Origin of the sequence: Pseudoxanthomonas sp. Root630, assembly GCF_001427585.1 — a bacterium.
In the GTDB taxonomy this organism is placed as follows: domain Bacteria; phylum Pseudomonadota; class Gammaproteobacteria; order Xanthomonadales; family Xanthomonadaceae; genus Pseudoxanthomonas_A.
On the sequence record NZ_LMGY01000012.1, the window covers coordinates 218,855 to 238,547 of the forward strand.

Annotated in this window: 16 protein-coding genes and 1 pseudogene; 14 read left to right on the plus strand and 3 right to left on the minus strand. The window is 68.8% G+C overall.

Translation table 11 applies throughout. From position 1 onward, the window contains the following. Positions 1-19 precede the first annotated feature (19 nt). Genes ASD72_RS07175 through ASD72_RS07185 form a run of 3 tightly spaced genes read left to right on the plus strand, consistent with a single transcriptional unit; the run spans position 20 to position 2,182 of the window. Positions 20-358 (plus strand): zinc ribbon domain-containing protein YjdM, encoded by a 339-nt coding sequence (locus ASD72_RS07175; RefSeq protein ID WP_056879248.1) that lies wholly within the window; start codon positions 20-22, stop codon positions 356-358. A gap of 41 nt (positions 359-399) precedes the next feature. Further along, positions 400-1,716 (plus strand): DoxX-like family protein, encoded by a 1,317-nt coding sequence (locus tag ASD72_RS07180; RefSeq protein WP_056879249.1) that lies wholly within the window; start codon positions 400-402, stop codon positions 1,714-1,716. A 1-nt stretch (position 1,717) separates the two neighbouring features. Further along, positions 1,718-2,182, plus strand: coding sequence for a DUF2269 domain-containing protein (locus ASD72_RS07185; RefSeq protein WP_056879250.1), 465 nt, complete (start codon positions 1,718-1,720; stop codon positions 2,180-2,182). Positions 2,183-2,197: 15 nt separating this feature from the next. On the opposite strand, the gene ASD72_RS07190 is transcribed toward ASD72_RS07185, so the two are convergent. Further along, on the minus strand, positions 2,198-2,644 hold the full coding sequence (locus ASD72_RS07190) for a nucleoside deaminase (protein WP_056879251.1): 447 nt from the start codon (positions 2,642-2,644) through the stop codon (positions 2,198-2,200). A 161-nt stretch (positions 2,645-2,805) separates the two neighbouring features. Here ASD72_RS07190 and ASD72_RS07195 point away from each other — a divergent pair, with 161 nt between their 5' ends. The 6 genes from ASD72_RS07195 (at position 2,806) to ASD72_RS07220 (ending at position 10,783) form a co-directional block, all read left to right on the plus strand. Continuing rightward, positions 2,806-4,416 (plus strand): hypothetical protein, encoded by a 1,611-nt coding sequence (locus ASD72_RS07195; RefSeq protein WP_056879252.1) that lies wholly within the window; start codon positions 2,806-2,808, stop codon positions 4,414-4,416. A 168-nt stretch (positions 4,417-4,584) separates the two neighbouring features. Beyond that, a complete protein-coding gene (locus ASD72_RS07200) occupies positions 4,585-6,246 on the plus strand; it encodes a hypothetical protein (protein ID WP_155944521.1) in 1,662 nt (553 codons plus the stop codon). A 45-nt stretch (positions 6,247-6,291) separates the two neighbouring features. Further along, the gene (ubiE, locus tag ASD72_RS07205) at positions 6,292-7,053 is read left to right on the plus strand and encodes a bifunctional demethylmenaquinone methyltransferase/2-methoxy-6-polyprenyl-1,4-benzoquinol methylase UbiE (RefSeq protein ID WP_056879254.1); all 762 of its coding nucleotides are present in this window, start codon (positions 6,292-6,294) and stop codon (positions 7,051-7,053) included. 101 nt (positions 7,054-7,154) lie between these two features. Continuing rightward, positions 7,155-9,068, plus strand: coding sequence for a M1 family metallopeptidase (locus tag ASD72_RS07210; RefSeq protein WP_056879255.1), 1,914 nt, complete (start codon positions 7,155-7,157; stop codon positions 9,066-9,068). 93 nt (positions 9,069-9,161) lie between these two features. After that, on the plus strand, positions 9,162-10,049 hold the full coding sequence (locus ASD72_RS07215; protein ID WP_235577965.1) for an alpha/beta hydrolase: 888 nt from the start codon (positions 9,162-9,164) through the stop codon (positions 10,047-10,049). After that, positions 10,046-10,783 carry a hypothetical protein gene (locus ASD72_RS07220; protein WP_056879257.1) on the plus strand — a complete coding sequence of 246 codons (738 nt, stop codon included), beginning with the start codon at positions 10,046-10,048 and terminating at the stop codon, positions 10,781-10,783. Before ASD72_RS07215 ends, ASD72_RS07220 begins: the two co-directional genes overlap by 4 nt. Positions 10,784-10,802: 19 nt before the next feature. Here the strand turns inward: ASD72_RS07220 and ASD72_RS07225 are convergent, their stop codons facing one another. Both ASD72_RS07225 and ASD72_RS07230 read right to left on the minus strand, forming a co-directional pair. Continuing rightward, entirely contained in the window at positions 10,803-12,257 is a 1,455-nt protein-coding gene (locus ASD72_RS07225) for a GGDEF domain-containing protein (protein ID WP_081420202.1), read from the minus strand. Between the two features lie 110 nt (positions 12,258-12,367). Further along, complete coding sequence (locus ASD72_RS07230) at positions 12,368-13,300, minus strand: carbohydrate kinase family protein (RefSeq protein WP_056879259.1); 933 nt, start codon at positions 13,298-13,300, stop codon at positions 12,368-12,370. A 326-nt stretch (positions 13,301-13,626) separates the two neighbouring features. On the opposite strand from ASD72_RS07230, the gene ASD72_RS07235 reads away from it, so the two are divergent. The 5 genes and pseudogenes from ASD72_RS07235 (at position 13,627) to rodA (ending at position 19,666) form a co-directional block, all read left to right on the plus strand. Then, positions 13,627-14,673, plus strand: coding sequence for a rod shape-determining protein (locus ASD72_RS07235; protein WP_055937350.1), 1,047 nt, complete (start codon positions 13,627-13,629; stop codon positions 14,671-14,673). Positions 14,674-14,844: 171 nt separating this feature from the next. Then, positions 14,845-15,678 (plus strand): annotated as a pseudogene (mreC, locus tag ASD72_RS07240) (rod shape-determining protein MreC); the annotation flags it as partial. A gap of 236 nt (positions 15,679-15,914) precedes the next feature. Continuing rightward, positions 15,915-16,400, plus strand: coding sequence for a rod shape-determining protein MreD (mreD, locus tag ASD72_RS07245; protein WP_056879260.1), 486 nt, complete (start codon positions 15,915-15,917; stop codon positions 16,398-16,400). A gap of 3 nt (positions 16,401-16,403) precedes the next feature. Further along, positions 16,404-18,533: a penicillin-binding protein 2 gene (gene mrdA, locus ASD72_RS07250; RefSeq protein ID WP_155944522.1), complete on the plus strand. Its 2,130-nt coding sequence runs from the start codon at positions 16,404-16,406 to the stop codon at positions 18,531-18,533. Beyond that, positions 18,530-19,666 (plus strand): rod shape-determining protein RodA, encoded by a 1,137-nt coding sequence (gene rodA / locus ASD72_RS07255; RefSeq protein ID WP_056879261.1) that lies wholly within the window; start codon positions 18,530-18,532, stop codon positions 19,664-19,666. The genes mrdA and rodA overlap by 4 nt, the downstream gene beginning before the upstream one ends. Positions 19,667-19,693: the final 27 nt, after the last annotated feature.

Genomic DNA, 19,693 nt, shown 5'->3' on the forward strand with positions numbered 1-19,693 from the left:
GCACATCTTTTCCGTTCCCATGAGCACGCTTCCTCCCTGCCCGCAATGCGCCTCCACCTACACGTACGAGGACGGCGTGCAGCTGGTCTGTCCGGAGTGCGGCCACGAGTGGTCCGCCGACGCCCCGGCGGGGGGCGACGATGCGCGCGTCATCAAGGACGCGAACGGCAACCTGTTGCAGGACGGTGATACCGTCACCGTCATCAAGGACCTGAAGGTGAAGGGTTCGTCGCTGGTGGTGAAGGTCGGCACCAAGGTCAAGAACATCCGCCTGGTGGACGGCGACCACGACATCGACTGCAAGATCGACGGCATCGGCGCGATGAAGCTCAAGTCGGAGTTCGTGCGCAAGGCCTGATCCCGCGTTTCCCACCCTCCCGACGGACACGGAACGACCGCATGCAAATCCCTTCGCAGGCATCTCCGGACGGCAAGGTACGAACGGTGCTGGTGGTGGGTGGCGCGGGATTCATCGGTGGCTACCTGGTGGCGGCGCTCCGTCGCCACGGCTGGCGCGTGTTGCGTGCCGTGCGGCCGAAGGGACGTCCGCTCGCGGATGACGAACGCGCCTGCGACCTGCAGGCGATGCTGCGACCGGAGGATTGGGTGCCGCTGCTGGAGGGCGTGGATGCGGTGGTCAATGCCGCCGGCATCCTGCGCGAGCAGGCGGGGCAGACCTTCGAGGCCGTGCACGTCGCCGCGCCGCTGGCGCTCGCGCGGGCCTGCGCGGTGCGCGGTATCGAACGCTTCGTGCAGATCTCCGCGCTCGGCCTGCCCGAAGACGGGCCCTTCATCGCCTCCAAGCATCGGTTCGACGAACAGCTCGGCGCGCTCTCGCTGTCGTCCGTCGTGTTGCGGCCCTCGGTGGTCTACTCGGTGAGCGGTTCCTACGGCGGAACCTCGTTGTTACGCGCATTGGCGGGCTTCCCAGGCGCGCAGTGGTTGCCGGGGGATGGCCGGTGGCAGGTGCAGCCCCTCGCGGCGGAAGACCTGGGCGAACTGGTGGCACGCGCGGCGGCCAATGCGGTGTCCGGTATCCACGAGGTAGGCGGCCCCGCGCCGATATCGTTGCGCGACTACCAGCGCCAATGGCGTCGCTGGCTGGGTATCCCGGGCGAACGCGTGGTGACGGTGCCGGAGGCCGGCGTGTCGCTCGCGGTATCGGCGATGGAGGCGCTGGGCCGCGGGCCGGTGGGACGGACGATGTGGCGCATGCTGCGAAGGGGCAACACCACGGCGCCGGATGCGGCGGATCGACTGGAAGCCGCCTTCGGCCTGCGCCCCCGTCCTCTTGCGGACGCGCTGGAACAGGCACCCAGCCAGGTGCAGGACCGTTGGCAGGCGCAGCTCTACTTCCTCGCGCCCGCCTTGCGCTGGGCCGTGGTGGGCTTATGGCTGCTGTCGGCGCTGGCCGGCTTCGTCACGCCGGCGGCGGACATCCTGCGGCTGGCGGCGGATACGCCGTTGGCGGACGGGGATCCGGTGATGCTGGCGCGTACCGGCGGCGCGGCCGATCTCGTCCTCGGCCTCTGGTTGGCGAATGGTTGGCGACCACGCATGGCCATCGGCGCGATGCTGCTCCTGCTGCTGGCATACACGCTGGTGCTCGGTGGCATGCTGCCGGCGCTGTGGTGGGATCCGTTGGGCGGGATGGCGAAGAACCTCGTGCTGCTGCCAGCATTGGCGGTGCTGTGGGTGCTGGCGGAGCGGCGCTGACATGACGTACCTGTGGGTGAAATGGGTCCACATCCTGGCGTCCACGCTGCTGTTCGGCACCGGGCTGGGGATCGCGTTCTTCATGTGGCTGGCGCACCTGCGTGGCGATCCGCGCGTGATCGCATCGACAGCGCGTACCGTCGTCATCGCCGATGCCTGCTTCACCGCGCCGGCCGTCGTCGTGCAGTTGGCCACGGGCTGGTGGCTGACCCGATTGCTGGGCCTGCCGCTGGATATCTTCTGGGTGAAGGCGGCGCTGGTGCTGTTCTTCGTGATCGGCGCATGCTGGCTGCCGGTGCTGTGGCTGCAGATCCGCGCACGCGACCTGGCCATGCAGGCGGTGGCGTCGTCGCAGCCGTTGCCCCCGGCGTACTACCGCGCGATGCGCGTGTGGTTCTGGCTGGGCTGGCCAGCCTTCCTCAGCGTGATCGCGATCTTCTGGCTGATGGTGATGAAGCCGGCCTGAGGACCTCGCGGCAGCTCACTCCTCGCCGATGTCCTCGTTCCATACCTCGGGATTGGCGCGGATGTAGCCGCCCAGCAGGTCGATGCATTCCTGGTCGTGCAGGTCGATGACCTCGACGCCGGATGCGCGCAGCCAGTCGATGCCGCCCTGGAACGTCACGGATTCGCCCACCACCACCGTGCCGATGTTGAACTGGCGCACCAGCCCGCTGCAGTACCAGCACGGGGCCAGGGTGGTGACCATGATGGTGTCGCGGTAGCGGCGCTGGCGGCCCGCCTTGCGGAAGGCATCGGTTTCGCCGTGCACGGAGGGGTCGCCCTCCTGCACGCGGCGGTTGTGGCCGCAGCCCAGCAGGCGGCCGTCCTGGTGGTAGAGCGCCGCGCCGATGGGGATGCCGCCTTCGGCCAGGCCCTGGCGCGCTTCGGCGATGGCGGTTTCCAGGAGGGCGCGGTAATCGGTCATGCGGGGTCTCAACGGCAGGGGAGCGTGACGCGGCTCAAGGAATCCAGCTTCACATATCGCCTAGTGTGATGCCAATCGCAGCACGGACGGGGACCCTCTGGCATCCAGGGGCCGTGGATTGCGTCGCCACACGAGGGAGCCAGGGGATCATGGACATGGGAATGAGCACGACGACCGGTCGCGCATGGGCGATCGTCGCCGTTGTCGCACTCGGCATCACGGGGGCGCAGTCCGCGGGCGCGCAGAGCATCGAACAAGGTCTGTTGCAGCTGGAGTGGGGCGATCCGGCCCCGGCGGCACCCGGCAAGGTGGAGCGCGAGTCCCGCTTCAACGCGCACCTGGTGAAGGACGACGGCAGCCGCGTCGCGCTGGATCCTGCGCAGGCGCGCAAGGCCGCGGGCGACCTGTACGTGCTCGCCAACCGGCGCGTGGCGATCGCGTTCGGTGCGCTACCCAAAGGCGTGTCGTCCGCTCCCCCGATCGAGGCCATCGTGCCGGTGGACCGCTTCGCCCAGTCCGCGCAAGCGAGCGCGGCTACCGCGCGCGTGGCGGCCGCGGCGCCCATCAATGGCGTCACCCGCTGGGTCACCCTGATGTGCAAGTTCAGCGACATCGCGACGGAACAGAAGGCGCTGCCGTTCTTCCAGTCGCAATACGGCGAAGGCGTCGGCCAGCTCGGGCACTACTGGCGCGAGGTGTCCTACAACAAGATCAACCTGACGGGCAGCAGCGCCTATGGGTGGTTCGACCTCCCGCAACCGCGCAGCTACTACGTCACCCAGGAAAACGGCAAGGACAAGGCCGACCTGCGCAAGCTGTTCGCCGATTGCGGCGCGGCGGCGGATCCTTCCGTGGACTTCGGCAGCGTGCAGGGCGTGAACATGATGTTCAATGGCGAGCTCGACGGGTACGCATGGGGCGGCGGCAGCTGCGCACCGCTGGAAGGTCGCGCGAACTTCTGCACCCGCGTGACCTGGAATCCGCCGTGGTCCTTCAGCAACCTCGCGCCGCTCGCCCACGAGATGGGGCACGGGTATGGCCTGCCGCACTCGGACAACTCCGATGGCGACGACGACACCTACGACAATCCCTGGGACGTGATGAGCGACGGTTGGAGCAACGCGGTACGCGATGCCACCTACGGCGCGCGGCCCAAGCACATCAACATCTTCCAGCGGCACCGCCTGAGCTGGGTGGACACCGCGCGCCAGCAGGTGCTGGTGCTGGGCGACATCGCCACACGCCAGGTCGCGCTCGATTACGCGCACCTGGTGGGTTCCACCAACACGCAGATGCTGGTGTTGTCCCTGTCGCCGCAAGCCGATCCCTACGCGACCGTGGTGTACACGCTGGAAGCGCGCAAGCGCGAGGGCGCGTATGACGGCGCCCTGGCGGGCGACGCGGTGATCATCCACAAGGTCCAGGCTTCCGGCACCGCCTACAGCATCGATGCGGACGTGCCCGCCGCGAACACCTCGAACAACGAAGGGTCGATGTTCAAGGTCGGCGAACGCTGGTTGACGCCCGAAGGCACGCATGCGATCACCGTCACGGCGCAGACCGCGACCGGATTCCTGTTGAGCGTCGGGCCGGCGCGGGTGATGAGCAGCCCCAATCCTCCGCGACTCAAGCCGAATGGAGCGTCCGCATCGTCGGCGCCCGCGACCACGGGCACGCAGGCGCCGACATCGCCCGCACGCACGCCGACGACCGCGCGCTGTGCCGCACCCGGTGGCGCGCGCAGTGAAGGTTGCGCGGTGCGCGAACGCTGACGTGTAGGGAAATCCCCCACATCGCGGCGGCGCAGCGCGTTCGCGTTTCCTGACCTGCATCGCAGTTCGGAACATCCGCGTCGAGAACTCCTCAAGCCGTTCGCATGACGGCCGACACCGCAGCATGGCGGTGCCATTCCGGCCCGCCAGCCGTGAGTGGAGTGGCGCGTGGTCAATCAACGATCCGCCGTCGCGCGGTGGAAGCGCGTGCATGCGTTGGCCGCCGGGTTCGCGTTGGCGCTGGGATGCATGCTGGCGGCTCCGCCGTCGCACGCGGACACCGTCGTGCAAGGCATCCTGCAGTTGCAGTGGGCGGATCCCCCGCGCGCGCTGCCCGGTCGCGCGAAGGCGGCACCGCAGCTGGATGTCTGGCTCGAGACCGCGCCGGGGCAACGCGTGCCGCTGGATGCCGCACAGGCGCGCCGGGCGGCAGGCGATCTGTACGCGCTGGCCAATCGCCATGTCGCGGTTTCGTACGAGGCATCGCAGTCCAAGGCGAGCCGGGTGGCGTCCTCGCCCGCGATCGGCGCGATCGTGCCCACCGGTCGGGTGGCGGCGCGTGCGACGGCCGTCGGCGCGGACAGCCGCGTGATGGCCGCGTCCGCGGTGCTCGGCAGCACGCGCTGGGTCACGCTGATGTGCAAGTTCGCCGACATCGCCACCGAACAGAAACCGCGCGAGTTCTTCCAGGCGCAGTACGGCAACTCGCCAGGCCAGCTCGGCCACTATTGGTCCGAAGTGTCCTACGGGCAGGTGGATCTTGCGGGAAGTTCCGCGCACGGCTGGTACACGCTGCCGCAGCCGCGCGAGGCCTACCTGGCCGTCGTGAACGGCAAGCAGAAGGCGCAGCTGTCGCAGTTGTTCGCCGACTGCGCCGCGGCCGCGGATGCGGACGTCGACTTCCGCGGTGCGCAGGGCGTCAACCTGATGTTCAATGGCGAACTGGACGGCAATGCCTGGGGCGGTGGCGCCTGCGCCACGCTCGATGGCGCCTATACGTGCACGCGGGTGACGTGGAGCCCGCCCTGGTCCTTCGCGAACCTGGCGCCGCTGGCGCACGAGATGGGCCATGGTTACGGCCTGCCGCACTCCAACAATTCGGACGGCGACGCCGACACCTACGACAATCCCTGGGATCTGATGAGCGATGCCTGGCGCAACTCGACCAGCGATGCCACGTTCGGCACGCTGCCCAAGCACATCAACATGTACCAGCGCGAGCGGTTGGGCTGGCTTCCTGCCGCCCGCAAGCGCGTCATCGAGGCCGACAACAGCGAGGCGCAGGAGTTCGTGCTGGACGCCGGCAGCCTCCGCGATTCATCCAACGCGCAACTGGTGATCCTCGCGTTGCCGACGCAAGCCGATCCCTACAAGACAGTGATCTACACGCTGGAGGCGCGTCGCCGCACGGGCACGTACGAGTCCAAGCTGGCGGGCGACGCGGTGATCATCCACAAGCTGGAGGATTACGGCATCGCCTACAGCATCGATACCGATACGCCGGCCGCCGATGTCTCCAACAACGAGGGCTCGATGCTGAAGGTTGGCGAGCGCTGGAATACGCCCGACGAAAGGCACTGGGTCGAGGTCGTGGCCGCCACGGCGGACGGTTTCCACGTTCGGGTCGGGCCGCGTCCCCGGTCGATGAGTTCGCCGGCCCCGGTCCTGGTGAAGCCCGCCACGCAGACCGCTTCGTCGCAACCGCCCGTGAGCACCGGGACGCCGTCCACGTCCGTCGCGGTGAAGCCGACGGCTGCGACAACCGGGCGCTGCAACGCATTGCCCGCGCTGCTGCGGCACCCGGCGCTCTGCGCACTGCTGGAGCGATGAGGCGCGGGGCCACGCCGGCCCGCCCGTAGTGCGATAATCGGGGGCATGAGCGAATCCCCCTACGAACGCGGCACCACCCATTTCGGCTTCCGCGACGTCGCCGCCGCCGAAAAGCAGAAGCTTGTCGGCGAAGTCTTCACCTCGGTGGCCGGCAAGTACGACCTGATGAACGACCTGATGAGCCTCGGCATCCATCGGGTATGGAAGCGCTATTTCGTCGGTACCTGCCAGGTCAAGCGCGGCGACCGCGTGCTCGACCTCGCGGGTGGCACCGGCGACATCGCCGCGCTGCTGAAAGACCGCGTGGGCGACGTCGGGCAGATCGTGCTGGGCGACATCAATGCCGGCATGCTGTCCGTGGGGCGCGACCGCCTGACCGACCGCGGGCTGGTGCAGGGGCTGGAATACGTGCAGTGCAACGCCGAAGCGTTGCCGTTCCCCGATGCCAGCTTCGACCTGGTCACCATCGCGTTCGGCCTGCGCAACGTCACCGACAAGGACGCGGCGCTGCGTGAAATGCACCGCGTGCTGAAGGTGGGCGGCCAGGCGCGCGTGCTGGAATTCTCGGAAGTGACCATCGACTGGTTCAAGCCGGTATACGACTTCCATTCCTTCAAGGTGCTGCCGAAGTTGGGCCGGCTGTTCGCCCAGGACGCCGGCAGCTACCAGTACCTGGCCGAGAGCATCCGCAAGCATCCGCCCCAGGCCGAACTGCAGGGAATGATGGACGCCGCGGGCTTCGCCCGGACCAGCTTCCGCAACCTTTCCGCGGGCATCGTGGCGATCCATACGGGCTACAAGGTCTGAACGCACGCGCCGTCCCGCGGTAGGAGGGGAGGGAGCCGGGAAGCGGCCCGGGGGCCGGGAAGGTAAACTTGGCGCTTCCCCCGATCGCTGGAAGTCCCCTGATGCGTTCACTGGCTTTGCTGTTGTCCTGCGCCGCCGTGCTGGCGGCCGGGTGCTCCAAGGAACCCGAGTCCACCCCCGTGGCCACGCCCAAGAAACCCGCCGTCGCCCAGGTCGCCGACCACGACGAGCACTCCTACGCCGAGCCGCTGAAGGTCGCCATCGCCGACCTGGCGCTGGATATCGCGGTCGATTTCGATACCAGGACCATCGGCGGTACCGCCACCTACACCCTGGACTGGAAGGACAAAGCCGCCACCCAACTGGTGCTGGATACGCGCGACCTGACCATCGAGAAGGTCGAGGGCGAAGCCGACAACGCCTGGGCACCGCTCCAGTACGCGCTGGCCGCCAAGGACCCGGTGCTCGGCAGCAAGCTGACCATCGAGACGCCCGCGCGCAACGCCAAGGTGAAGGTGACCTACAAGAGTTCGCCGGAGGCCTCGGGCCTGCAGTGGCTCACGCCGGAGATGACCGAAGGCAAGCAGCTGCCCTTCATGTTCAGCCAGTCGCAGCAGATCCATGCGCGCAGCTGGGTGCCGCTGCAGGACACGCCGCAGGTGCGCTACACCTACAGCGCGCACGTGACCTCGCGTCCGGACGTGATGGTGCTGATGAGCGCCGACAACGACCCGGCCGCCGCGCGCGACGGCGACTACACCTTCACGATGCCGCAGAAGATCCCGTCGTACCTGATGGCGATCGCCGCCGGCGACCTGGTCTTCAAGCCGATCTCCGCGCGCAGCGGCGTGTGGGCCGAGCCGTCGATGGTCGACAAGGCCACGAAGGAGTTCGAAGACACCGAGAAGATGATCGCCACCACCGAGCAGCTCTACGGCCCCTACCGCTGGGACCGCTACGACATGCTGGTGCTGCCGCCGTCGTTCCCGTACGGCGGCATGGAGAACCCGCGCCTGAGCTTCATCACGCCCACGGTGATCGTCGGCGACAAGACGCTGGTCTCGTTGATCGCGCATGAGCTGGCGCACAGCTGGTCGGGCAACCTGGTGACCTTCTCCAGCGCCAAGCATGGTTGGCTCAACGAGGGCTTCACCAGCTACGTGGAGAACCGCATCGTCGAATCCCTGTATGGCAAGGAACAGTCCAGCATGGAGTACGCGATCGCGCGCAACGGGCTGAAGAAGGAAATCGTCACCATGCCGGAGGCCACCCAGGCGCTGGCGGTGAAGCCGGGCACGACGCTGGATGCCGACGACGCGCTCAGTGCGGTGTCGTACGACAAGGGCGCGTGGTTCCTGCAGATGCTGGAGGAGCGCTTCGGCCGGGAGGAGTTCGATGCCTTCCTGCGCGGCTACTTCGACCATTTCGCCTTCCAGAGCATCACCACCGAGCAGTTCCTGGCGTACGCGAAGAAGAACCTGTTCGACAAGCATCCCAACCTGGTCAGCGATGCCGAGATCCAGGAATGGATCTACGCGCCGGGCATCCCGGCCGGTGCGCCGCAGGTGCAGTCGCGCGGCTTCTCCAACACCGATACCGCGCGCATCGCCTGGCAGGGCAGCGGCCAGTTGCCGAACCCGCAGGTCACCAACACCTGGATCACCCAGCAGTGGGTGCACTTCATCGAAGGCATGGGCGACAAGCTGACCGTCGAACAGGTCAAGCAGCTGGACGACGCCTACCACTTCACCGGCACCGCCAATGGCGAGATCGCCATGCGCTGGTATCCGCTGACGATCCGCAGCGGTTACGTGGACGCGCGTCCGGAGATCGCGAAGTTCATCGAGCGCGTCGGCCGCCGCAAGCTGATCATGCCGATCTACGAGGAACTGGTGAAGACGCCGGACGGCCTGGTGTTCGCGCAGGAAACTTTCGCACGCGCCAAGCCGGGCTATCACCCGATCACGACCGGCTCGGTCGAGGCCGTGCTGGCGAAGGCCTCGGCAGGCCAGTAAGGGATGCCGGTACGCCTGGCCCGTGCAAGGACGGTCGCCCTCGTGGCGGCCGTTCTCGTTTGCGGGTTCGTGGCCTGGGCATGGCGCCATCCGATGGCCCCATTGCGCGGCGCGATGGCGTTGCAGGGGTGGTGGATCGGCCTCTCGGAGGCGCGCGTGCGCGTGGGCGACCACCGCTGGGCCTACGACACGCGCGAGGCGGCCGAGCCCGGTGCGCCGACGGTCGTGCTCGTGCATGGCTTCACCGGCAGCAAGGAAAACTGGTACCCGCTGGCGGAACGCCTGGGCGGGCATTACCGCCTGGTGATCCCGGACCTGCCGGGCTGGGGCGAGAGCCAGCGCATCCCCGGTGCGGACTACGGCTTCCTGGCCCAGGCCGATCGCCTGGCGCAGTTCCTGGAGAGCATCCGGCGCGAAGGCAGCCCCATCGTGCTGGTCGGGCACTCGATGGGGGGCGGCATCGTCGCGCTGGTGGCGGCAGACCACCCCGAGCTCGTCGCGCGGGTCGCGCTGATCGATGCCGCTGGCGTGCGCTTCCGCGACAACCGCTTCGGCGAAGCGGTGCTGGCCGGCGGCAATCCGTTCGCCGTCCATGACGAAGCCTCCCTGCAGCGCTACCTGGATACGGTGTTCAACGAGCGCGCCGCCCAACCTTCGCTGCCGTGGCCGGTGTCGCGCGCGGTGATCGACTGGCGCATCGCGCAGGCGCCGTTCGAGCAACGGGTGCTGGACCGCATCGGACGCAGCCCCGAGCGCTTCCTGCCCGGCGAGGCGGCCGGCGCCATCCGGCAACCGGCGCTGCTGCTCTGGTGCCGGCAGGACCAGGTGATCGACATCAGTGCGATGGCGCTGTACGCCGCGCGGATGCCGCAGGCGATGCAGGTTTCACTCGACGGTTGCGGCCATATGTCCATCATGGAAAGACCCGATGACGTGGCGGCTTCCGTCGCCCTGTTGATCCAACGAGGAACGGCAAGATGAACAAGCATGTGTGGAAGGGGCTGCTGCTGGCCGCGTGTACCGTCGCGATGACGGGCTGCGGCGACCGCGAGGCCGAGCGCGCGGCGGCGGCCGCGGCGCAGGCGGCGGCGCAGGAACAGCAGGCCGACGAGGTGGCGAAGAAGTACGACAGTGCGGTGGCCTCGCGCGATTGGGACATGGCGCGCATCCATGGCGTCGCGCTGCTCGACCAGTACCCCGACAGTACCGCGGCCAAGCGCATCGGTCCCGGGCTGGAGGAGGTGAAGGCCCAGGCCGAGGGCGCGCGCGAGCAGCGCCGGATGGAATCGCTGTGGGACTACTCGCAGGTGTCCGCGGACGGCGGCATGCAGCGCTCGGCGGCCATCCTCAGCAAGGATCCCGTAGACGTGGATGGCAGCGGCGCCAAGCCGGTGCAGCTGGTGTTCCGCGACCATCCGAAGTGGAGGCGCAGCAGCTACCTGGTGCTGCGGGCCAGCGACTTCGCCAAGGCCTGTTACGGGAGCTGCAATGTCAGCGTGGTGGCCGATGGCGCGGCCGCGAAGCGCATGTCGGCCAATCGCCCCGATACCGACGAGGCGATCGCGATGTTCATCGACGACAACAAGGCGCTGTGGCGCCTCGCCCGCAAGACCAAGGTGCTGGAGATCGAGTTCCCCGTGAAGGACGGCGGCACGCGCAAGGCGGTGTTCGAAACCGGCGGCCTCGACGGCAGCCAGATGCCGGGCTGGGATTGAAGCGACGTCGCGCGGCGATTCACGCCGAGGCGACGACCCGGTTCCGCCCCATCGCCTTCGCGCGATAGAGCGCGTTGTCGGCCTGGTGCAGCAAGTCCTCGAGGCGTTCCAGGCCGCTGCCCGACGACACGGCGATGCCGACGCTGACGGTCACGTCCAGCGCGCGCCCGTCGTCGAGCACCACCGGTTCGCTGGCGATAAGGCGCAGCCGTTCGCCCACGGCGAGCGCGGCGTCGGCCTCCACGCCGGAGAGCAGTACCGCGAATTCCTCGCCGCCGAAGCGGCCGAACAGGCCGTCCTCGCGCAGGTGGGTGCGTACCCGTTGCGCGAACGCCGCCAGCACCGCATCGCCCGCGGCATGCCCGTGGCGGTCGTTCACCGACTTGAAGTGGTCCAGGTCGAGCATCATCGCGACGACGGGCGCGTCGCCCTCGCGGGACTGGTCGAGCTGCCGCCGGCCGCGCCGCAGGAAGGCGCTGCGGTTGAGGACGCCGGTCAGCGCGTCGTGGTCGGCGGCATGGTTCAGGGTGGCGAGCAGGTGGTTGCGGGCGGCGTTGACGCTGGCGACCGTCAGCGGCGCCACCGCGAGCAGGGCCATGCCCATCCGCAACGAAATCACCGGCTGCACGCTGGTCTCCAGCAACTGCAGGTCGATCAGGCCGGTGGCGATGGCGATCAGCGTCCACATGCACAGCAGCATCGTGACCAGGGCGGTCGTGAACAGCCGGTAGGCCAGTGCGCACCACAGCAGGGCCGGCACCGGGAAGGCGATGGCGCCGGGTCCGCCGATGGCCACGCCGAGCAGGATCGCCAGCGCCAGCGCGACCCCGGGCAGCACCAGCGCCGGCTGGCGACGCACGCGGCCCGCCTGCTGGTGCAGCGTGCGTACGAAGCCGGCCGGGGTGGGCGCCAGCAGCACCACCGGCAGGATGGCCACGTAACTGACCAGCTCGGCGGAGAACCAGAACCCGCTGGCGGTCAGGAATCCCATCCGCATCATCGCGTGCGAGCTCAGGCTGCCGACCAGCGCGGCACCGAGCGCCGCCACGGCCGACACCGCCAGCACCCACAGCATCGACAGCGGGTGCTGCAGGCGCCGGTCCTCGTGCCGGACATGGCGGAACAGCAGGTAGCCGGCCAGCACGCCGGCCAGGTTCGCCATCGTCAGCCGCAGCGTGGTCGGCAGCGAGGTGCCGGTCAGCAGGTCCGCTGCCACGTAGCCCAGCGCCGCGGCCGCCCAGCCGGCGGGCGAGGCCAGCCCCGGCTTGCGGGCGAACAGCCCCAGCAGCAGCGCATTGGTGGGCCAGAAGGAGGCCAGCTGGTGTTCGGGTCGGGTCAGGATGCCCAGCCCGCTGGCGGCGAAGACGACGATGGCCACCAGCAGGGCCTGCAGGGCCAATCGCTGGAAGGTCGCGAACGGCGATTCGTGGGTTGCGGGGTCCCCTGGAGTGGAATGCCGAACCTGCACGACCATGTTGCCCCTGCCCGATGACCGACTGCGAGGCGCGCGACCATCCTCGACGGCCCCCGGGGCTACCTTACGCCAAGGTCATGGCGGTCGGGAAAGTGCCCGGACGGCCGGTGTTACAGCGCGTAGCCGAACTGCTGCTTGAACTGCTCGTTGAACTCGTCGAAGTCGAAGCGCTGGTTCTGCGTACCCGGGTGCTCGACCTTCAGCGCCCCCATCAGGTTGCCCATGCGGCCGATGGTCAGCCAGTCGTAGCCCTTCTCGATGCCGTAGATCAGGCCGGCGCGGAACGCATCGCCGCAGCCGGTCGGGTCGGTCACGCGGCGTTCGTGCGCCGGCGGGATGTCGTAGGTCTTCTCGGGCGTATGGATCAGCGAGCCATGCGGGCCGCGCGTGGTGATGTAGGCCTTCACGCGCTTGACGATGTCGGCCTCGCTCCAGCCGGTCCGTTCCTGCAGCAGGTTGGACTCGTAGTCGTTGACCGTCACGTAGTCGGTCAGCTCGATGAACTGGCGCAGCTCCTCGCCATTGAACAGCGGCATGGCCTGGCCGGGGTCGAAGATGAAGGGGATGCCCGCGTCGGCGAACTCGGCCGCGTTCTGCAGCATGCCCTCGCGCCCGTCGGGGCTGACGATGCCGAAGCTCACGCCGGGCACGTCCTTCACGTGGTTTTCGTAGCTGCGCATCATCGCGCCCGGGTGGAACGCGGTGATCTGGTTGTTGTCGTGGTCGGTGGTGATGAACGCCTGCGGGGTGAACAGCTCATCGATCACCTTCACCTGCGAGAGGTTGATGCCCTGCTCGACGAAATGCTCGCGGTAGGGGCCGAAGTCCTGGCCCACCGTGGCCATCGGGATCGGGTCGCCGCCCAGCAGCTTCAGGTTGTAGGCGATGTTGCCGGCGCAGCCGCCGAACTCGCGGCGCATGCGCGGCACCAGGAACGACACGTTCAGGATGTGGACCTTGTCCGGCAGGATGTGATTCTTGAACTGGTCCGGGAACACCATGATGGTGTCGTAGGCAAGGGAACCACAGATCAGTGCGGACATCGGCGAACTCGGCTGGAGAGGGTGCGGCCGTCCCGGGCCGCCCGGAAAAGCGGGACGTGCGCCCCATTCCCGGCGCGCCGGTGCGAAGGTTACCGGCTGGGGCCGGCGGCGGCCAGTCTTGGCCCCGGGCGCCACGTGTGCCGGCGACGCCGGAGCCGCCGGAGCCGCCGCGGCGCGATGCCGGCGCATGGTGTTTTCCCCGCGGATTCACGAGATTTTTCCTTGCCCGCGCCATGCCGGATTGTTAGGCTAGCCGACTTCGTTTTTGCCCAAAAAATCGCCAGCCTTGCGCGATTTTCCAGCCCCCAGCAGGAACCCGTCCCCCGATGTTCAAGAAGCTCCGCGGCATGTTCTCCAATGACCTGTCCATCGACCTGGGCACGGCCAACACCCTGATCTACGTGCGCGGGCAGGGCATCGTCCTCAACGAACCCTCGGTCGTGGCGGTGCGCCAGGACCGCGCCATCGGTGGCTCGCGCTCGGTCGCGGCGGTCGGTGCCGAGGCCAAGCAGATGCTGGGCCGCACCCCCGGTCACATCACCACCATCCGCCCGATGAAGGACGGCGTGATCGCCGACTTCACCTACACCGAGGCGATGCTGAAGTACTTCATCAAGAAGGTGCACAAGTCGCGCTTCCTGCGTCCCAGCCCCCGCGTGCTGGTGTGCGTGCCGGCCGGCTCCACCCAGGTGGAGCGCCGCGCCATCAAGGAATCGGCCGAAGAGGCCGGTGCGCGCGACGTCTACCTGATCGAGGAGCCGATGGCGGCCGCGATCGGCGCCGGCATGCCGGTGACCGAGGCGCGCGGCTCGATGGTCATCGACATCGGCGGCGGCACCACCGAGGTGGCCGTCATCTCGCTGAACGGCATCGTCTACTCGCAGTCGGTCCGCATCGGTGGCGACCGCTTCGACGAGTTCATCACCAACTACGTACGCCGCAACCACGGCATGCTGATCGGCGAAGCCACGGCCGAGCGCATCAAGCTGGAAATCGGCTGCGCCTACCCGCAGGCCGAAGTGCAGGAGATGGAGATCTCCGGCCGCAACCTCGCCGAGGGCGTGCCGAAGATGATCAAGATCAACTCCAACGAAGTGCTGGAAGCCCTGCACGAGCCGCTGTCCGGCATCGTCAGCGCGGTCAAGCTGGCGCTGGAGCAGACCCCGCCCGAGCTGTGCGCCGACGTCGCCGAGCGCGGCATCGTGCTGACCGGCGGTGGCGCGCTGCTGCGCGACCTGGACCGCCTGATCAGCGAGGAGACCGGCCTGCACGTGCAGGTCGCCGACGACCCGCTGACCTGCGTGGCCCGCGGTGGCGGCCGTGCGCTGGAACTGGTCGACATGCACGGCAACGAGTTCTTCGCGCCGGAGTGAACGGCGCAGCGGTAAGGCCGCCCGCACTGCGGGCGGTACAGGGGAGGGGGACGCGGATGCGCGTCGCAGGCAAAGCGGAACCGGCCGGCCTGCGCCTTCCCGATGATCTGCGCGTTACCCTTGTTTCCTGCGGGCGGCGTCGCCGCCGACCTTCCTCCTGACGGCCCCCCAGTGCCTTCCTACGCCGGTCCTCCCGTCGCATCCCGCCCCGGTGAAGTCGCCAGCACCCTGCGACTGCTCGCGTATCTCGCCCTGACGATCGCCCTGGTCGTCCTCGACCATCGCGGCGGCTGGCTGGCGCAGGTGCGCGCGCAGGCCAACGTGGTCACCCAGCCGCTGTGGTGGCTCGCCGGCCTGCCGGGACGCGTCACCACGCGCGTGCAGGACGATGCCGCCACCCGCACCGGCCTGATCGAAGAGAACCGCCGGCTGCGCAACGACATGCTGGTGGCCAATGCGCGCCTGGCGCGCCTGCAGACCGCTGCCGCGGACAACGCGCAACTGCGCGCGCTGCTCGGCGTGAAGACCTCGCGCGGCCTGGATGTGCAACTGGCGCCCGTGCTCGACATCGACCTCGCACCGGGCCGCCAGCGGCTGGTGCTGGACGCGGGCAGCCGCGACGGCGCGACCCTGGGCCAGGCGGTGATCGATGCCGGCGGCCTGATGGGCCAGATCATCGACACCACGCCCGCGCACGCCACGGTGCTGCTGCTGACCGACCCGGACCACGCCGTACCGGTGGTGGTCGCGCGCAACGGTGTGCGCCTGATCGTCTACGGGCGCGGCCGCAGCGATCTGCTGGAACTGGCCGACGTGCCGCTCAACAGCGGCGTGGAAGTCGGCGACGTGCTGGTGACCTCGGGCCTGGGCGGGCGGTTTCCTGCCGGCTTCCCGGTCGGCACCGTCGCCGCGCTGCGGCCGGACGACAGCCATGCCTTCCTCGTGGGCGACGTGACCCCGGCGGCGCGCCTGGATCGCGGCCGCGACGTGCTGCTGCTGAAATCCGCGCCGCCGCAGCCGCTACCGCCGGCGGACCCGTCGCGGTTCCTGCCGGAGGCCGCCCCCACGACGCAGGGCGCGGGAGCCGAGGTGCCTGCGGCTTCGTCGACCACGCCTGCGCAGCCGCAGGCTCCAGCGCCTGCGAATGCGCCAGCCGCTTCGCCTTCCGCCCCTGCGCAGGGTGCGCAGTCCGGGCCCGGCGGCACGCCGCCCGCGACCATGCCGCCGCAGGAGCCGCAGCGATGAGCCGCGCACGCACCGGCTGGCTGATGCCGCTGAGCATCGTCGTCGCCCTGTTGCTGGGCCTGTTGCCGCTGCCGGACCTGCTGCAGCCGCTGCGCCCTTACTGGCTCGCGCTGGTGCTCGCCTATTGGGTGATCGAGGCGCCGGACAGCGCGGGCCTGGGCTTCGCCGTCATCATCGGGCTCATCGCCGACCTGATGTTCGGCACGCTGCTGGGCGAACAGGCGCTGCGCCTGCTGATCATGGCCTTCATCCTGCAGCGCTTCCGCGCGCGGCTGCGCTTCTTCCCGATCTCGCAGCAGGCGCTGGCCATCGGCGGCCTGCTGCTCAACGACCGCATCGTGACCACCGTGGTGCACCTGGCGCTGGGCGAGCCGACCCTGTCGTGGCCGTACTGGTGGGCGCCGGTCGTGGGCATGCTGTTCTGGCCGCCGCTGTTCGTGCTGATGGATGCGCTGCGGCTCGGCCGCCGCAAGCGGGGCTGAGCGATGGCAGGTCTGCGCCGACGCAGCAAGAACCCGCATGCCGAGGCCGACCAGTTCCGCCGCCGGGCGGTGATCGGCTTCGCCGTGGTCGGTGCCTGCCTCGTGGCGTTGGCGGCCTGGTACTTCAAGCTGCAGGTGCTGGACCACGACGAATACGCCACGCGCTCGGAAGCCAACCGCATCCGCCCGCGCCCCGTCGTGCCAGGCCGCGGCACCATCTACGACCGCAACGGCCTGTTGCTGGCGGAGAACGTCCCCGCGTTCCGCCTGGACATCACCCCGGACAAGGTGAAGGAGCCGGCGAAACTCGTGGCCGAGCTCGGCAGGATCATCGACCTCTCCCCCGAGGACATCGAACGCTTCGAAGCCACGCGCAAGACCTCGCGCGGCTTCCGGCCGATCACGTTGAAGCTGCGCGTCTCCGAGGAGGAGATGGCGCGCTTCGCGGTGGACCGCTGGCGGTATCCGGGCGTGGAACTGGTGCCCTACCTGACGCGGCGCTATCCGTACGGCGAATTGTTCGCGCACATCGTGGGCTATGTCGGTCGCGTCGATGAAAAGGACCTCGAGCAACTCGGCGAGATCAACAGCGCGCTGACCCACATCGGCAAGACCGGGCTCGAGCGCTACTACGACGAACAGTTGCGCGGGCGCATCGGCTACGAAAAGGTCGAAACCAACGTGGAAGGCCGCGCGTTGCGCGTGGTCGGGCGCGTGCCTGCGCAGGCCGGCACCGACCTGCGCCTGAGCGTGGACGCGAAGCTTCAGCAGGCCATCGTGGATTCGTTCGGCGAACTGGAAGGGTCGGCGATCGCGGTCGATCCGCGCACCGGCGAAGTGCTGGCGATGGTGAGCCTGCCGAGCTACGACCCGAACCTGTTCGTCAACGGCATCTCCAGCAAGGACTTCAAGCTGCTCAACGACAATCCGTCGCGGCCGCAGTTCAACCGCCTCGTGCTGGGCGGCGTGGCGCCGGGTTCGACACTGAAGCCGTTGATCGCGCTGGCCGGCCTGGACAGCGGCAAGCGCAAGCCGGAGGACACCGTGGTGTCGACCGGCATGTTCTACCTGCCGGGCACGAGTCGTGGTTGGGGCGATGCCAGCCGGCGCGGCCACGGCGTGACCAACCTGCGCAAGTCGATCTCGCAATCGGTCAACACCTACTACTACCGGCTCGCGCTGGACCTGGGTATCCAGCAGTTTGACGAGTACATGGCGTACTACGGTTTCGGCGAGCCCACCGGCATCGACCTGCGCGGCGAGATCGGCGGCATCCTGCCGTCCCCGCAGGCGAAGCTGAAGGCGCGCAAGGAGCGCTGGTATCCCGGCGATACCGTCAACGTGGCCATCGGCCAGGGCGACTGGAAGGTCACGCCGCTGCAACTCGTGCGCGCGACGGCCGGCATCGCCAGCGGCGAACTGCGCCGCCCGCACCTGGTGGCGCAATCGCGGATCGGGTTCGACCGTCCGTGGGAACCGATGCCGCAGCCGGCCTCCGTGCCGATCAGCCGGAATCCGGCGAACGTCGCCGTCGTGCGCTTGGGCATGCAGGACACCATGCAGCCCGGCGGCACCGGCTGGCGCGTGGCCCAGGGCGCGTCCTACCTGATGGCGGGCAAGACCGGCACCGCGCAGGTGATCAGCCGCCGCGGTACGGCGGCGGTCGATCCGCGCAGCCTGCCGATGCATCTGCGCCATCGCTCGCTGTTCGTGGGCTTCGCGCCCGCGGACAACCCGACGATCGCGATCGCGATCGCGGTGGAGGGCGGCGGCTACGGCGGCAGCACCGCTGGGCCGATGGCGCGGAAGATCTTCGATGCGTATCTGCTCGGCAAGATGCCGGAGAAGGAAGGCGAGGAAGCGGTGCCAGCCGCTGCACCCCCCGCAACGACGCCGGTACCGCCCGTGACGCCGCCATCGCCACCCGCGAATCAGAGCCCCTCTCCCGCCGGGAGAGGGGTTGGAGTGAGAGTCGGCGAAGATCGTATGGGCGGAGCGCTTCGTGAAGTGGCAACGCTCACGCTTCGTTCTTGCGGTGTGTTCGCCATCGCGCGTGCCCCGACCCTCACCCCAACCCCTCTCCCGGGAAGAGAGGGGCTTGAAGCCGCCTCTACGGCGAGGATCCCGGCATGAGCGATCTGCTGCGCTGGCTGTTCGACGTGCTGCGCCATCTGCTGCGCACGCTGGACTGGCCGCTGCTGGGGGCATTGCTCGCGTTGATGGCGGTCGGGCTGGCGGTGCTGTACAGCGCGGGCGGCGAAGCGCTGGGTTCGCGCCTCGTGCTGGCGCAGGGCGTGCGCTTCGGCGTGGGCCTGGCGGCGATGTGGGCGCTGTCGCGGGTCACGCCGGTGCGCCTGCGCGCCTGGACGCCGGGCGTGTTCGCGGTCGCGCTGGTGCCGCTGGTGCTGGTGCTGTTCATCGGCACCGGCAAGCACGGTGCGCACTGGATCGACCTGAAGTTCTTCTACCTGCAACCGTCGGAGCTGCTGAAGATCGCACTGCCGATGATGCTCGCCTGGTACCTGCACCGTGAGCCGCTGCCGCCGGGCTGGCGCACCACGATCGTGTCGGCGCTGCTGATCGGCCTGCCGACCGGCCTGATCCTGCTGCAGCCGGATTTCGGTACCGCCATGCTGGTGGCGGCGAGCGGCGTGTTCGGCCTCTACCTGGCCGGCCTGTCGTGGTGGTGGTTCATCACCGCCGGCGTGCTCGGCGGCACCGCCGTGGGCCTGGTGATGTTCGCGCCGATCTCGTGGTTCTCGTTCCTGCGCGAGTACCAGCAGAACCGGATCCTCACCTTCCGCGATCCGGAGAACGATCCGCTGGGCGCGGGCTGGAACATCCTGCAATCCAAGATCGCCATCGGCGGCGGCGGCTGGACCGGCAAGGGCTGGGGGCAGGGCTCGCAGTCGCACCTGGACTACCTGCCCGAGCACACCACCGATTTCATCTTCTCCGTGCTGTCGGAGGAATTCGGCTGGGTGGGCGTGGCCGTGGTGCTGCTGCTGTACCTGTTCGTCGTCGGTCGCTGCCTGTGGATCGCGATGGACGCGCGCGACACCTACTCGCGCCTCATCGCCGGCACGCTCGGCATGGCCCTGTTCGTCTACGTGATCGTCAACGGCGGCATGGTGTCCGGCCTGCTGCCGGTGGTGGGCGTGCCGATGCCGCTGCTGAGCTACGGCGGCACCTCGGCGGTGTCGTTGCTCGCCGGCCTGGGCCTGGTGATGGCGGTGCGTGCGCATCGGCCCGTGCACGGCTATTGAAGCCACGCCGCGCGGCACTCTGTTCAC

What these genes read in the sequence shown, in the direction of transcription:
- ASD72_RS07175 (WP_056879248.1), top strand. Translation starts at nt 20, where the DNA reads ATGAGCACGCTTCCTCCCTGCCCGCAATGCGCCTCCACCTACACGTAC.
- ASD72_RS07180 (WP_056879249.1), top strand. Translation starts at nt 400, where the DNA reads ATGCAAATCCCTTCGCAGGCATCTCCGGACGGCAAGGTACGAACGGTG.
- ASD72_RS07185 (WP_056879250.1), top strand. Translation starts at nt 1,718, where the DNA reads ATGACGTACCTGTGGGTGAAATGGGTCCACATCCTGGCGTCCACGCTG.
- ASD72_RS07190 (WP_056879251.1), bottom strand. Translation starts at nt 2,644, where the DNA reads ATGACCGATTACCGCGCCCTCCTGGAAACCGCCATCGCCGAAGCGCGC.
- ASD72_RS07195 (WP_056879252.1), top strand. Translation starts at nt 2,806, where the DNA reads ATGAGCACGACGACCGGTCGCGCATGGGCGATCGTCGCCGTTGTCGCA.
- ubiE (WP_056879254.1), top strand. Translation starts at nt 6,292, where the DNA reads ATGAGCGAATCCCCCTACGAACGCGGCACCACCCATTTCGGCTTCCGC.
- ASD72_RS07210 (WP_056879255.1), top strand. Translation starts at nt 7,155, where the DNA reads ATGCGTTCACTGGCTTTGCTGTTGTCCTGCGCCGCCGTGCTGGCGGCC.
- ASD72_RS07215 (WP_235577965.1), top strand. Translation starts at nt 9,162, where the DNA reads ATGGCCCCATTGCGCGGCGCGATGGCGTTGCAGGGGTGGTGGATCGGC.
- ASD72_RS07220 (WP_056879257.1), top strand. Translation starts at nt 10,046, where the DNA reads ATGAACAAGCATGTGTGGAAGGGGCTGCTGCTGGCCGCGTGTACCGTC.
- ASD72_RS07225 (WP_081420202.1), bottom strand. Translation starts at nt 12,257, where the DNA reads ATGGTCGTGCAGGTTCGGCATTCCACTCCAGGGGACCCCGCAACCCAC.
- ASD72_RS07230 (WP_056879259.1), bottom strand. Translation starts at nt 13,300, where the DNA reads ATGTCCGCACTGATCTGTGGTTCCCTTGCCTACGACACCATCATGGTG.
- ASD72_RS07235 (WP_055937350.1), top strand. Translation starts at nt 13,627, where the DNA reads ATGTTCAAGAAGCTCCGCGGCATGTTCTCCAATGACCTGTCCATCGAC.
- mreD (WP_056879260.1), top strand. Translation starts at nt 15,915, where the DNA reads ATGAGCCGCGCACGCACCGGCTGGCTGATGCCGCTGAGCATCGTCGTC.
- mrdA (WP_155944522.1), top strand. Translation starts at nt 16,404, where the DNA reads ATGGCAGGTCTGCGCCGACGCAGCAAGAACCCGCATGCCGAGGCCGAC.
- rodA (WP_056879261.1), top strand. Translation starts at nt 18,530, where the DNA reads ATGAGCGATCTGCTGCGCTGGCTGTTCGACGTGCTGCGCCATCTGCTG.